The organism is Kaistella treverensis (assembly GCF_900114045.1).
GTDB lineage: Bacteria > Bacteroidota > Bacteroidia > Flavobacteriales > Weeksellaceae > Kaistella > Kaistella treverensis.
Genome location: NZ_FORQ01000001.1, coordinates 331,697 through 345,224 on the forward strand (window position 1 = coordinate 331,697; position 13,528 = coordinate 345,224).

Below are 13,528 nucleotides of genomic sequence, written 5' to 3' on the forward strand. Positions count from 1 at the left end.
AGTCTTTTTTTATATCCAAAAATCAAAAATCTGCATGAAATTCAACCAAAAAATAAAGCTGAAAACCACGGTAAAATCAACATTGAGCGACCTTTTCACTCCGATTGGAATTTACCTCAGGCTGCGCGACCAGTTCCGCGACACCATTCTTTTGGAAAGCGCCGGAAACCAAAATACCGACAATAATTTTTCATTTATCGCGGTGAATGCGATTGCCGGAATAGAAATTAGAAATTATGAGGAAGCACAAATAAAATTTCCGCTTGAAAGTGCAGAAAAAATCGATATTAAAACCGAAAAATTAACCGATTTACTTCAGAATTTTTCTGACGTTTTCCAATGTGAAGAACCGAATTTGCCGCTCGGGACATCGGCGCAGGGATTTTTTGGTTACACTTCTTACGACGCGATTCCGTTTTTTGAAAATATAAAATTTACTGAAAAAAGCAGCGAAAATAAAATTCCGCTTTTACGTTACCGTCTTTATCAGTACGTGATTGCGATTAATCACCACAACGATGAAATGTTTTTGATCGAAAACAAAATCGAGGGTTTAAAATCTGAACTTTCTACAATCGAAAATCTGATTCAGCAAAAAAATGCGCCAACTTTTCCTTTTGAAAAAGTGGGTGATGAAGAATCCAATTTAACCGACGATGAATATTTATTTGCTGTTGATACAGCAAAAAAACACTGTTTCCGTGGTGATGTTTTTCAGCTGGTTTTAAGCCGAAGATTTCAACAAAAATTTGTCGGCGACGAGTTCAATGTCTACCGCGCTTTGCGGAACATCAATCCGTCACCATATTTATTTTTCTTCGATTATGGAGATTATAAATTAATGGGCTCCAGTCCGGAAAGTCAATTGATAATTAAGGATAAAAAAGCAGTAATTCACCCGATTGCAGGAACTTTCAAGCGCACCGGAAATGTAGAAGATGATTTAAAAGCAGCTGAAGAACTTCGAAAAGATGCGAAAGAAAACGCGGAACATACCATGCTTGTTGATTTAGCACGAAATGATTTAAGTATTTTGGGAAAAAATACAAAGGTTTCAAAACTCAAGGAAATTCAGTTTTTTTCTCACGTTATTCATATGGTTTCTGAAGTTACTGCTGAGGTTTCGGAAGATCAAAATCCGTATGAAATGATTGCAACTACTTTTCCGCAAGGAACTTTAAGCGGTGCGCCAAAATACCGCGCCATGCAGCTTATCGATGAATACGAGAAAACTTCCAGAAGTTTTTACGGCGGTTCTATTGGTTTTGTCGGTTTCGACGGAAGCTGTAATCAGGCGATTATGATCCGCACTTTTTTAAGCAAAAACAATACTTTATTTTACCAAGCTGGAGCTGGAATTGTGGCAAAATCTTCCGCTGAAAACGAATTGCAGGAAGTTAACCATAAACTTGGCGCGCTGAAAAAAGCAGTTTTAAAAGCGGAAAAAATTGGGTAATAGTTGATTGTTGATAGATCATAGTTGATAGAAATACATAAATGGATATGGAATACATAAATCTTAATGTTTGGATAGAATCGAGAACACTTACAAACCTAATTTACAAAGCGACTAAAAATTATCCTGGAGACGAAATATTTGGTCTTACAAGTCAAATGAGGAGAAGTGCAGTTTCTGTTCCGTCAAATATCGCAGAAGGTTGCGGAAGAGATTCATCAAAAGAGACCATACACTTTCTGTTTATTGCAAGAGGATCGCTCTACGAGTTAGAAACACAGTTGTACATTTCATTTGATCAAAACTATTTAAATGAAGAACAGCTTACAATCATTTTAAACCAGATAATAATCTGCAAAAAATTATTGAACGGATTTATTAATTATTATAGAAATAAATAAAATGACGGATACAACACCGACAACCATCAGCCATCAACCTTCAACCAAAATCCTGGTTCTCGATAATTACGACAGTTTTACCTACAACCTCGTTCAGATGATTGAGCAGATTACGCAGGAAAAAGTTGATGTTTTCCGCAACGACCAAATTTCGCTGGAAGACATTGAAAAATATGATAAAATCATACTTTCACCAGGACCTGGAATTCCCGAAGAAGCCGGAATTTTGCTTGAAGTCATTAAAAAGTTCGCGCCAACAAAATCAATTTTGGGCGTTTGTCTCGGTCAGCAGGCGATTGCGGAAGCTTTTGGTGGAAGTTTAATCAATCTTGCCGAAATTTATCATGGCGTTGCTACCGAAGCTACAAAAATTTCAAATCACAAAATTTTGCACAATTTGCCCGATATTTTAGAAGTCGGCAGATATCATTCCTGGGCAGTAAACACCGAAGATTTTCCGGCAGAACTCCAAATTACAAGCGTTGATAAAAACGGGATGATCATGAGTTTACAGCACAAAACCTACGACGTTCATGCCGTACAATATCACCCTGAAAGCATTTTAACACCGCATGGAAAGCAAATTCTTGAAAACTTTATTAATGGTTAGCTTTTAATGGTTAATTATTAATTGCCAATTATTAATTATCAACTCTCAATTTAAAAAATGAAAGACATTTTACAATATTTATTCAATCACAATACGCTTTCAAAAGCTGAAGCCAAAGCAATTCTCACCGAAATTGCGCAAAATAAATTCAACGAAAATGAAGTCACAGCTTTTGTTACCGTTTTCCTGATGCGCAGCATTACGCTCGACGAAATGGCGGGTTTTCAGGAGGCGCTGCTTCGGCTTTCGGTGCCCGTGGATTTGGGAACGAATGATTTGGTGGATATTGTGGGAACCGGTGGCGACGGCAAAAACACCTTCAATATTTCCACTTTGGCTAGTTTTGTGGTTGCGGGAACGGGACAGAAAGTGGCAAAACACGGCAATTACGGCGTTTCTACGATCTCCGGTTCTTCAAATGTTCTCGAAGAATTGGGTTATCAATTTAAATCCAATTCCGAAGATTTAAAGAAAGACTTGGTAAAAGGAAACATCTGTTTTTTGCACGCGCCCGTTTTTCATCCGGCTTTGAAATCGGTTGGTCCACTTCGGAAAGGCTTGGGTTTGCGTACCTTTTTTAATGTTTTGGGTCCGTTGGTAAATCCCGCGAAGCCGAAATATTCAATGATCGGCGTGTACAGTCTAGAAATCGCACGGATTTACCAGTATTTGCTTCAGAAAAAAAATCAAAATTTCCTGCTTGTGCACGCGCTGGACGGCTACGACGAAATTTCTCTGACCTCAGACACCAAAATTTTCGATAAATCCGGCGAATACATTTTCTCCGCAGAAGAATTAGGTTTCAAAAATATTCATGCTGAAACTATTTTTGGTGGAAATTCCAAACAGGAAGCAGCGAAAATTTTCAAAAATATTCTGGAAGGAAATGGCACTTTCGAACAAAATTCCGTCGTGCTTGCAAATGCCGCGATGGCACTGAAAAACACCGAAAAATACGGCAGCTACGATGATTGTTTGGCGTTAGCAACGGAAAGTTTAGAAAATGGAAATGCGTTGCTCTCGCTGAATAATATTATCAATTAAAATTTTTGTGGCGACAAATTCCGTCTTCCACTCCCGCTTTTTTGCTGCGCTGCGCTCCGCAAAAAGAGCTCCGTTCAAGCCGGGTCGCAGATTGTCATTAAATTAAAGTAAGATTAAAAAATGAATATTTTAGAACAAATTGTAAAACGGAAAAAAACAGAGGTTTTGCAGGCAAAAAATAAAGTTTCAATTAACGAGCTAAAAAACACCGAATTTTTTGCACGCAAAACCTATTCCTTGAAAAAATCACTGAGAGAAAAATCCGGAATTATCGCTGAATTTAAGCGCAAATCTCCAAGCAAAGGAATTATAAATGATAAAGCTGACGTTTTAGAAGTTGCGGAAGCTTACCAAAAATTTGGCGCAAGTGGAATTTCAATTCTCACCGACCAGGATTTTTTCGGCGGTAAAATGCAGGATTTTTTAAAAGTTCGAAATGAGATTTCGATTCCCATTTTGCGCAAAGATTTTATGATTGATGAATATCAGTTTTACGAAGCAAAATCCATTGGCGCTGATGTCGTTTTGCTGATCGCTGCCTGTCTTTCACCAGCTCAGGTACAGGAATTTACAGAATTTTCGCACGAACTCGGATTGGAAGTTTTGCTTGAAATTCATACCGAAGAAGAATTGCAGCATTTTAATAAAAACATCGATTTGGTCGGAATCAACAACAGAAATCTGAAAGATTTTAAAGTTGATTTACAGCATTCGGTAAATTTAAAAAACCAACTGCCAAGCGGAACTTTATCGATTGCTGAAAGCGGAATTTACAATGTTGAAGATTTCAAATTTTTAAAGGAAAAAGGTTTCGACGGATTTTTAATGGGCGAATATTTTATGAAAAACGAAAATCCCGGAAAAGCTTTTGAAGAATTTACAAATACAATATTGTGATGAAATTAAAAGTTTGCGGACTCACAAAACTTGATCAAATTCAGGAATTAATTTCGCTGAAAACTTACTTTTTGGGCTTTATTTTTTATGAAAAGTCGCCACGTTTTGTATTAAATCATTTAACCTTTGACGAAATTAAATGTATTGAACATTCCGGAAAAATTGGAGTTTTCGTAAATGAAAATGTGGAAAAAATAGCTGAAATCGCCGAGAAAAGTTGCCTAAATTTTGTTCAACTCCACGGCGATGAAAACGAAAAATACGTCGAAATACTTCGGAATTTTTTAAAGCCCGAAATTGAAATTATAAAAGCAATACGAATAGGAAACGACGTTAAGAGTTTACAATTAACAATTTACCATTATCCATTTGTTGATTTTTTTCTTTTCGACACCGATTCCGCGGCGTACGGAGGCACGGGAAAAACTTTTGACTGGCAAATTTTAGATGATCTGGAAATTCCAAAACCTTACTTTTTAAGCGGCGGAATTTCGCTTGAAAATGTAGATCAAATTTCAAATATTAAAAATCAACCTTTTGCGCTCGACATCAATTCAAAATTTGAAATTAAACCCGGCGTAAAAGACCTTGAAAAAATAAAAAAGCTTTATGAAAAATTATAAAAACCCAGACGAAAACGGCTATTACGGCGAATTTGGCGGCGCTTTCGTTCCCGAAATGTTGTATCCAAATGTGGCGGAACTTAAGCAGAAATACATTGAAATTATCGACTCCGAAGAATTTCAAACCGCGTTTCAGGATTTGCTGAAAAACTATGTGGGACGCGCCACGCCGCTCTATTTTGCGAAAAATCTCAGCGAAAAATACCAAACGCAGGTTTATCTTAAAAGAGAGGATTTGAACCACACCGGCGCGCACAAAATCAACAACGCCTTGGGTCAGGTTTTACTTGCCAAAAAACTCGGTAAAAAGCGCATCATTGCCGAAACCGGCGCGGGCCAGCACGGCGTTGCCACGGCAACAGCGTGCGCTTTGATGAACCTCGAATGCATCGTTTATATGGGCGAAGTGGATATTGCGAGACAGGCGCCAAACGTTGGCCGCATGAAAATGCTCGGCGCCACAGTTATTCCTGCAACTTCAGGTTCCAAAACTTTGAAAGACGCCGTAAACGAAGCACTTCGGGATTGGATTAACAATGCCACAACCACGCATTATATCATCGGCAGCGTTGTAGGTCCGCATCCGTTTCCGGATTTGGTAGCGAGGTTTCAAAGCGTGATTTCCAAGGAAATAAAATGGCAGCTAAAGGAAAAAATCGGGCGCGAAAAACCCGATTATGTCATCGCCTGCGTGGGCGGCGGCAGCAATGCAGCAGGCACTTTTTACCATTTTGTGAACGAAGAAAATGTAAAATTAATCGCCGCGGAAGCGGGTGGATTTGGTCTGGATTCCGGGAAATCTGCCGCGACGACATTTTTGGGAACTTTAGGAATTTTGCACGGAAGTAAAAGCATTGTGATGCAAACCGAAGACGGTCAGGTTATCGATCCGCACTCGATTTCTGCGGGACTTGATTATCCGGGAATCGGGCCTTTTCACGCGAATTTATTTACCGCTAAAAGGGCAGAATTTTTCAGTATCACCGACGAAGAAGCACTGAAATCGGCGTTTGAACTGACCAAGACTGAAGGCATTATTCCCGCGCTGGAATCGGCGCACGCGCTGGCGGTTTTGGACAAGAAAAAGTTTGCGAAAGACGACATTGTCGTGATTTGCCTTTCGGGACGTGGCGACAAAGACATGGAAACTTACTTGCAAAATCTTTAAAGAATTGGGCATCTTTTCCGTCCTCCGTTCCCGCTTTTTGTTCGTCGTTCCTCCTCGCAAAAGAGCTCCACTCAGGCCGGGGCGCGGGTTTCCGCTTTAAAAAATATTTAGTAAAAACAGAATTATGACTGACCAAAATAATAGCCAACACGCAACACGCAACACTCAGCATCCGACACCCAACAGCCCGCAATCCAAAAAACTCAACATTTATTTCACCGCGGGAATCCCGAAACTGGAGGACACCACGGAAATCATGAAACTTATTCAGCATGCCGGCGCGGAAATTATGGAAATCGGTATGCCGTATTCCGATCCGGTGGCCGACGGTCCGGTGATTCAAAAAGCACATGAAATTGCGCTAAAAAACGGCATGACGATCGCCAAATTGTTCAGCCAGCTGAAAGCGGTGAAAGATGAAATTAAAATTCCCATTGTTTTGATGGGCTATATCAATCCGGTTTTAAGTTTTGGTTTTGAGAATTTTTGCAAAGAATGTAAAGATTGCGGCGTCTCTGGTTTGATTATTCCGGATTTGCCGCCCATTGAATTTGAGAAAAATTACGGCAAAATACTCGGAAAGTTTGGTCTGAATTTCATATTTCTGGTGACTCCGGAAACTCCGGACGAAAGAATTAAATATCTGGATTCGTTAAGCTCCGGATTTCTCTACGCTGTTTCCAGCTCATCCACAACGGGAAACAATGCGAAAGAAATCAACAACGAAGCGTATTTGGAAAGATTAGCGAGTCTGAATCTGAAAAATCCTGTGATGATTGGTTTTGGCATTAAAAATAAAATGGATTTCGAAAAAGTCACTGAAAAAGCTGCCGGCGGAATCATCGGGACGGCTTTTGTAAATATTTTGCTGAACAAGGAAAATTGGGCCGAAGAAGGTGAAAGTTTTATTCGATGCATAATAAATTAATTTTATAAATTTGCAACGGAAAAAATCAGGTGAATTATTTCGGTTTTTTTCAAAAAAAAGACCTTTAACCGGCGAATTTTTCGCAATAGGGATCGCAGTGAAAATCCTTTTTTCCGCAGCGGCGAAGCCGCCGCGGAAAAAAGATTGCAGCGGAGAGCCCGACCCGAGCGGCTGGATAGGCGGCTGCGAGGGAATTGCCCCCAAAAATAATAATTAATGACACGCACCCAAAATAGAAGTTTGAATTTTCAGGAATTAGGTTTGATGGATTACGAGCCGGCTTTTGATTTGCAGGAAAAACTGATGAAAACAATTATCGATCTAAAGCTGGAAAACCGCCAAAAATGCGAAGATGAGCAAGTGGAAACGCCGAATTATCTGCTGTTTGTAGAGCATCCGCACGTGTACACGATCGGAAAATCGGGCGACGACCATAATATGCTGGCGAACGCGAAAAAACTGGAGGAAATCAACGCGACTTTTGTAAAAACGAACCGCGGCGGCGATATTACGTACCACGGTTTTGGGCAGCTGGTGGGTTATCCGATTCTGGATTTGGACAATTTCAAATCTGATATTTTCCTTTATATGCGGAACTTGGAGGAGGTGATTATACGAACCATTGCGGAATATGGCTTAAACGGCGAGCGCAGCGAAGGCGAAACCGGCGTCTGGCTGGACGTGGGCAAACCGTACGCACGGAAAATTTGCGCCATGGGCGTGAAAACCTCGAAATGGGTGACCATGCACGGTTTCGGGCTGAATGTAAACACGGATTTGCGATATTTTGAATATATTATTCCTTGCGGAATTCGGGACAAATCGGTGACTTCACTACAGCGCGAACTGGAAAGAGAATTTTCAGAAGCTGAAATGGCGGAGCTGAAAGAAAAAATCAAAAAGCATTTTTTGGCGGTTTTTGAGGCCAGTTTTATCTGATTTCATTAGCGCGCTAAATCGGAAAAAACTGCCCTTTTAGCGGCTAAAAAGTTTTGTAGCCTTTGTATACTTCTGCGGATTTCTGCAGCATCGATGTTGACTGCATACGGAAACTCATCAAATGGTCCGTACCGTTGTGCTGGTGGTGATGCTCTTCACTTTCCCAAAGTTCTACGATGAAAAATACGCCTTTATTTTCGCGGTCTTCCACCAAATCATATTGAAGGCAACCTTCTTCTTTCCGCGTTTCAATGACAAGCTTTTTCAGCAGTTCCAAAGCATCCATGATATCATTTTCTTTGAACTGAAACAGCGCGACGATATATAAGTTTTTCATGTTTTAAAATAAGACACCAAAGATAGAAACTGGAAATGTAAATTTTAGAAAAAAATCAAAAAATCGGCTTTTTAATTCAATTTTTCTTAATGGTAAAAATTTTTATCTTTGTAAAAACCGAAAATTAAAATGGCAGAATATAAATTACTATTGCCTTCTATGGGAGAGGGCGTGATGGAAGCGACGATTATCAGTTGGATGTTTAGCGAAGGCGACAGCGTAAAAGAAGATGATTCGGTTGTAGAAATCGCAACCGACAAAGTGGACAGCGACGTACCGACGCCTGTTTCGGGGAAAATTTTAAAAATTCTGAAACAGAAAGATGAAGTAGCAAAAGTAGGAGAAGCCATTGCGATTCTGGAAGTTTCCGGCGCTGGTGATGCCGTAGCAGAGCAGCCACAGGAACCGAAAAGCGCTGAAGAAGTGAAAACTCAAATTCCAAATGTAGATTCTGACGCGGTAAAAGCCATGGAAAGCGCAAAAACTTCAACTAATTTCGAAGGATCAGATTTATATTTATCACCTTTGGTAAAATCGATCGCACAGCAGGAAAATATTTCTGAAGCAGAATTGCAGTCGATTAAAGGAAAAGGTCTGGAAGGCCGCATCACCAAAGAAGATATTCTGGCTTTCGTAGCGAATAGACAAGCGCCGCAAAGCGCTCCGGCAGCCGCTCAAACGCCAGTGACTCCAACACCGCAAGCAGCTGCTCCGGTTTCAGCTCCGGTTCAGGTAAATGCCGGCGATGAAGTTATCCAAATGGATCGCGTGCGAAAAATTATTGCCGAAGCGATGGTGAATTCGAAAAGAATTTCGCCGCACGTTACGTCATTCATCGAGACCGATGTAACCAACGTGGTAAAATGGAGAACCAAACACAAAGATATTTTCGAAAAGCGTGAAGGCGAAAAACTCACCTACATGCCAATTTTCGTAAAAGCAATTGTAAAAGCGATTCAGGATTTTCCGCTCATCAATATTTCCGTGGACGGCGATAAAATCATCAAAAAGAAAAATATCAATATCGGAATGGCAACTGCGCTTCCGGACGGAAACCTGATTGTCCCGGTGATTAAAAATGCCGACCAGCTTTCACTTTCCGGCCTGGCGAAAGCCATTAATGATTTGGCTCACCGCGCACGAAACAAAAAATTACGACCGGAAGATACTCAAGGCGCGACTTACACCATTTCCAACGTTGGCGGATTCGGTAATCTCATGGGAACACCAATTATTCCGCAGCCGCAGGTTGCGATTTTAGCCGTTGGTGCCATCGTGAAAAAACCAGCAGTTCTGGAAACCAAAGATGGCGACGTTATCGCGATTAGAAATCTGATGTTTATGTCGCATTCTTACGATCACCGCGTGGTTGACGGTTCTTTGGGTGGAATGTTCCTGAAACACGTTCATGATTATCTGCAGAACTGGGATATGAATACCGAGATTTAATCTTGTAAAACGAAAAAAACAGCAAAACCTCCGGTTATTTTCCGGAGGTTTTTTTTAGCTGCTATTGCGGTGCTTTTTAAGCAGCTTAAAATTTGCATTATGCTATAAGCTATAAGCTTTAAGTTATATCCTCATTACTTTACGCAAACTTTGGTAAAGTTAAATATTTTGCCCATAAAGCAGCAAATATCTTATTCTCAGCTTTTGTGCACTTTGTGCTTTTCCGCTTATAAATGTTGTTAAAACGAGGAATTATGCTCAAAAAGCAGCTTATTTTTCAGCAAAACTTTGTGCCTTTTGTGGTTTAAATTTTTTGCCGTATTAGCCGCCTATTTTGTTAGCCATTGTATTCAAAATAGTTAACTTTGGTTTCCTAAAAAATAGCACATGCTCAATATAAGAAAAGCCACACCAGACGATACGCCCGTTATTTTTGATTTGATTAAAAAACTAGCCGTTTACGAGAAAATGGAGAATGAAGTCATCACTTCGGTAGAAGAACTTCGCGAGAATATTTTCACCAAGAATTTTTCAAAAGTGTTGCTCGCAGAAGAAGAGGGAAAACCGGTTGGTTTCGCGCTGTATTTCTTTAATTTTTCAACGTTCGTGGGAAAACCAGGTATGTACCTGGAAGATCTTTTCATAGAACCGGAATTCCGCGGAAAAGGTTACGGTAAAAAATTGCTCATTGAACTCGCAAAAATTGCGCGCGAAGAAAATTGCGGTAGAATGGAATGGTCGGTGCTGAACTGGAATACGCCGGCAATCGACTTCTACGAATCGCTTCAGGCAAAACCGATGGACGAATGGACTGTTTACCGTTTAGACCAAAAAGGCATCGCGGATTTAGCTCAGTAAAATTTAATTCAAAAAAAAGTGTGGACCGTAAAATCCACACTTTTTATTTTTAGGCAAATCTGTTACAATATCTTTCCGACTTCAGCGCAAAGCCATTCTAGCATTTCGCGGTCTTCATCGGTAAAAGGATCAACTTTATGCGAATCAATATCGATTTGGCCTACATTTTTGCCATCTACAATAATCGGAACCACAATTTCGGCTTTGGTATCGATGGAGCAGCTTAAATAATTGTCCTGCTCGTGAACATCCGGAACCACAAAAGTTTCATTGGAAACGGCAACCTGACCGCAAATTCCTTTTCCGTACGGAATAATGGTATGATCGGTTGGCGCCCCAACATAAGGACCTAGAATCAGCTCATCTTTGTCTCCATTTTTGAAGTAGAATCCTGTCCAGTTGAAATATGGGATTTCCTGATCCAACAGTTGACAGATTTTCTGTAATTTCACCTGCGTATCGTGAGCGGGACTTTCAATAATCGACGAAAGTCGTTTTTTAATTTCTGACATTTTTATTTTTTTAAGAAAATTCTTTTAATTTCAATTCTTCCTTATAACCGAATAAACCGCGTTCTTTAATCAATTCTGCAACGCCGTCGGGAACTTCTTTTTCCCAACCGGAAACGTGATTTGCAATTTTTTCCAGAATGATGCGGGAATAAATTTCAGAATAATCAGGGTTATAATTTTTGATATCTACAATTCTGTTGTTGTGTTTGAAATATTTGTAGAGTTCTTTCAAACTGTCTTTCACCTTCAAATTGTCGGCTGTAAGCAGCTCGTGGCTTTCCGGATCTTTGTAAGGATACAGGTAAACACGCATATCCTGGCGGAAAAATTTACCGAAAGCTTCCAGAATTCCACCGGAAAGATTTTTGTAATAATTCTCATCAAAAACATCCAATAGATTGTTAACGCCCATTGCCACACCAATTTTACCGTTTGTATAAGTCGCAAAATAATCAATGAGGCGGTAATATTCGGAGAAATTTGAGATGATTACCGTGTAACCCAACTTTCCAAGAACATCTACACGGTCCAGGAAATCGCGCTCATCGATGTCGCCGGCGGCACGCAAATTCGCAATCGTAATTTCAAAAAGAACTTCGGTTTCATCTGTGCTGCATTGCCAGTCTTGGTTAAACATTTCCAAACCTTTTAGAAACATATCAATATTAACCAAAGTTACAGGACGGAAACTTCCGCGAACGGCAAAAATATTTTTCCGGTAAAGAATATCCGCCGGAAGCATGTTGTTTCCTTCGGAATTGAAGATGACGGCATCAGTCATGCCATTTTTTACCAGCTGAAGGCTCATCAAACGGTTATCAACATAGCTAAACGCCGGTCCGCTGAAATCGATCATATCAATTTCGAGATTGTCCTTATTAATATCATCAAAAAGGGAATTAATCATTTTCCGGGGATTGTCACTGTAATTGAAAGCGCCGTAAATGAGGTTTACGCCCAATCCGCCAAGCGTTTCCTGCTGTAAAGTCGCATCATTTTCATTAAACTTTACATGCAGCACAATTTCGTTGTAATCTTCTTTTTCGTCCAGCTGAAAACGTAGACCCACCCAGCCGTGGCCTTTCATGGTTTTATCGAAATTTATCGTCGTAACCGTGTTTGCGTAAGAAAAGAATTTGCGGCCCGGAAAAGTATCACGCGAAAGTCTTTCCTCTATCAAGGCAACCTCATAGCGCAGCATTTTCCGCAGTCGGTTTTGGGTAACGTATCGGTTTTTGACTTCTTTACCATATATGGCATCACTGAAGTCTTTATCGTAAGCTGACATTGCTTTCGCAATGGTTTGTGAAGCGCCGCCCGCGCGGAAAAAATGACGAACAGTTTCCTGACCCGCGCCGATTTCTGCAAAAGTTCCGTAGATGAGAGGGTCTAAATTTATCGCTAAAGCTTTCTGTTTAGGAGTTAATTTCTGGTGAATCACGGGCAAATCTAATTTTTTGTAAATTTACCAAAATTAAACCAACCTCAAAAAAATGCAGTTGAAATTTTTAGGTACCGGAACTTCGCAAGGTGTTCCTGTAATTGGTTGCCACTGTGAAGTTTGCACGTCCGCTGATCCTAAAGATCGGCGTTTTCGTTCTTCGGTTTTAATTACCACTGATTCCGCAAAGAAAATATTGGTTGATTGTGGCCCCGATTTCCGACTGCAGATGCTGGACAATAAAGAAGAGCAAATTGACGCGGTTTTGCTCACACACGAACATAACGACCATATTATCGGCCTTGATGATCTGCGTCCGCTGATTTTTAAAAATCGGAAAAATATAGACATTTATGCCCGAAAAAGAGTAGGAGATGAAGTGAGAAACCGTTTTCCTTACGCATTTGCTGAGGTGAAATACCCAGGCGCGCCATCTTTCAACCTGCACGATATGACAGGAAATTTTAGCCTCTTCAGCACCGAAATTTTTCCAATCGAGGTAATGCACGGTTCAATCTCTATCGATGGTTTCAGGTTTAAAAAGCTGGCGTATCTTACCGATGCCAGTTTTATTTCGGATTATGAAAAAGAACAGCTGCAGAATCTGGATTATTTGATTGTAAACTGCATCAGAAAAGAGGTGTCGCATCCCGCGCATTTTATTTTACCTGATGTGATCTCCTTATATAAGGAGTTGAAGCCGAAAAAAATGTTTTTAACGCACATTTCCCACCATATGGATGTATATAAAAAAATGGAAAAAGAGCTTCCGGCCGGCATCCATTTAGCGTATGACGGTCTTGTGTTGGATTTTTAAGCAGAATATGCACATTTATTTTTTTGAAATAAAAATTAATTCTATATT

15 protein-coding genes are annotated in these 13,528 nt (G+C 40.2%); 12 read left to right on the plus strand and 3 right to left on the minus strand.

Going from position 1 to position 13,528, the window contains the following annotated elements:
• Positions 1 to 34 precede the first annotated feature (34 nt).
• From BMZ55_RS01620 to lipB, 9 genes are all read left to right on the plus strand, one after another.
• Complete coding sequence (locus BMZ55_RS01620; RefSeq protein WP_089818071.1) at positions 35 to 1,456, plus strand: anthranilate synthase component I family protein; 1,422 nt, start codon at positions 35 to 37, stop codon at positions 1,454 to 1,456.
• A 47-nt stretch (positions 1,457 to 1,503) separates the two neighbouring features.
• The gene (locus tag BMZ55_RS01625) at positions 1,504 to 1,857 is read left to right on the plus strand and encodes a four helix bundle protein (protein WP_233701866.1); all 354 of its coding nucleotides are present in this window, start codon (positions 1,504 to 1,506) and stop codon (positions 1,855 to 1,857) included.
• A gap of 1 nt (position 1,858) precedes the next feature.
• Positions 1,859 to 2,467 carry an anthranilate synthase component II gene (locus BMZ55_RS01630; RefSeq protein ID WP_089818074.1) on the plus strand — a complete coding sequence of 203 codons (609 nt, stop codon included), beginning with the start codon at positions 1,859 to 1,861 and terminating at the stop codon, positions 2,465 to 2,467.
• Positions 2,468 to 2,524: 57 nt separating this feature from the next.
• Positions 2,525 to 3,511, plus strand: a complete 987-nt coding sequence (gene trpD, locus BMZ55_RS01635) for an anthranilate phosphoribosyltransferase (RefSeq protein ID WP_089818076.1) — start codon at positions 2,525 to 2,527, stop codon at positions 3,509 to 3,511.
• Between the two features lie 120 nt (positions 3,512 to 3,631).
• The gene (gene trpC / locus BMZ55_RS01640; protein WP_089818078.1) at positions 3,632 to 4,408 is read left to right on the plus strand and encodes an indole-3-glycerol phosphate synthase TrpC; all 777 of its coding nucleotides are present in this window, start codon (positions 3,632 to 3,634) and stop codon (positions 4,406 to 4,408) included.
• Positions 4,408 to 5,031, plus strand: coding sequence for a phosphoribosylanthranilate isomerase (locus tag BMZ55_RS01645; protein WP_089818081.1), 624 nt, complete (start codon positions 4,408 to 4,410; stop codon positions 5,029 to 5,031). The genes trpC and BMZ55_RS01645 overlap by 1 nt, the downstream gene beginning before the upstream one ends.
• Positions 5,018 to 6,199 (plus strand): tryptophan synthase subunit beta, encoded by a 1,182-nt coding sequence (trpB, locus tag BMZ55_RS01650; protein WP_089818083.1) that lies wholly within the window; start codon positions 5,018 to 5,020, stop codon positions 6,197 to 6,199. The genes BMZ55_RS01645 and trpB overlap by 14 nt, the downstream gene beginning before the upstream one ends.
• 124 nt (positions 6,200 to 6,323) lie before the next feature.
• Positions 6,324 to 7,127: a tryptophan synthase subunit alpha gene (trpA, locus tag BMZ55_RS01655; protein WP_089818086.1), complete on the plus strand. Its 804-nt coding sequence runs from the start codon at positions 6,324 to 6,326 to the stop codon at positions 7,125 to 7,127.
• Between the two features lie 216 nt (positions 7,128 to 7,343).
• Positions 7,344 to 8,066, plus strand: coding sequence for a lipoyl(octanoyl) transferase LipB (gene lipB / locus BMZ55_RS01665; protein ID WP_089818090.1), 723 nt, complete (start codon positions 7,344 to 7,346; stop codon positions 8,064 to 8,066).
• A 43-nt stretch (positions 8,067 to 8,109) separates the two neighbouring features.
• Here the strand turns inward: lipB and BMZ55_RS01670 are convergent, their stop codons facing one another.
• On the minus strand, positions 8,110 to 8,403 hold the full coding sequence (locus BMZ55_RS01670; RefSeq protein WP_089818092.1) for a putative quinol monooxygenase: 294 nt from the start codon (positions 8,401 to 8,403) through the stop codon (positions 8,110 to 8,112).
• A gap of 129 nt (positions 8,404 to 8,532) precedes the next feature.
• Between BMZ55_RS01670 and BMZ55_RS01675 the strand changes: the two genes are divergently transcribed.
• Both BMZ55_RS01675 and BMZ55_RS01680 read left to right on the plus strand, forming a co-directional pair.
• A complete protein-coding gene (locus BMZ55_RS01675; RefSeq protein ID WP_089818094.1) occupies positions 8,533 to 9,852 on the plus strand; it encodes a dihydrolipoamide acetyltransferase family protein in 1,320 nt (439 codons plus the stop codon).
• A 387-nt stretch (positions 9,853 to 10,239) separates the two neighbouring features.
• Positions 10,240 to 10,710: a GNAT family N-acetyltransferase gene (locus BMZ55_RS01680; protein ID WP_089818096.1), complete on the plus strand. Its 471-nt coding sequence runs from the start codon at positions 10,240 to 10,242 to the stop codon at positions 10,708 to 10,710.
• Positions 10,711 to 10,772: 62 nt separating this feature from the next.
• Here the strand turns inward: BMZ55_RS01680 and BMZ55_RS01685 are convergent, their stop codons facing one another.
• Together BMZ55_RS01685 and BMZ55_RS01690 are read right to left on the minus strand one after the other, a co-directional pair.
• A complete protein-coding gene (locus BMZ55_RS01685) occupies positions 10,773 to 11,222 on the minus strand; it encodes a GAF domain-containing protein (RefSeq protein ID WP_089818098.1) in 450 nt (149 codons plus the stop codon).
• 10 nt (positions 11,223 to 11,232) lie between these two features.
• Positions 11,233 to 12,660, minus strand: coding sequence for a nicotinate-nucleotide adenylyltransferase (locus BMZ55_RS01690; RefSeq protein WP_089819356.1), 1,428 nt, complete (start codon positions 12,658 to 12,660; stop codon positions 11,233 to 11,235).
• A gap of 55 nt (positions 12,661 to 12,715) precedes the next feature.
• Between BMZ55_RS01690 and BMZ55_RS01695 the strand changes: the two genes are divergently transcribed.
• On the plus strand, positions 12,716 to 13,480 hold the full coding sequence (locus BMZ55_RS01695) for an MBL fold metallo-hydrolase (RefSeq protein WP_089818100.1): 765 nt from the start codon (positions 12,716 to 12,718) through the stop codon (positions 13,478 to 13,480).
• Positions 13,481 to 13,528 lie beyond the last annotated feature (48 nt).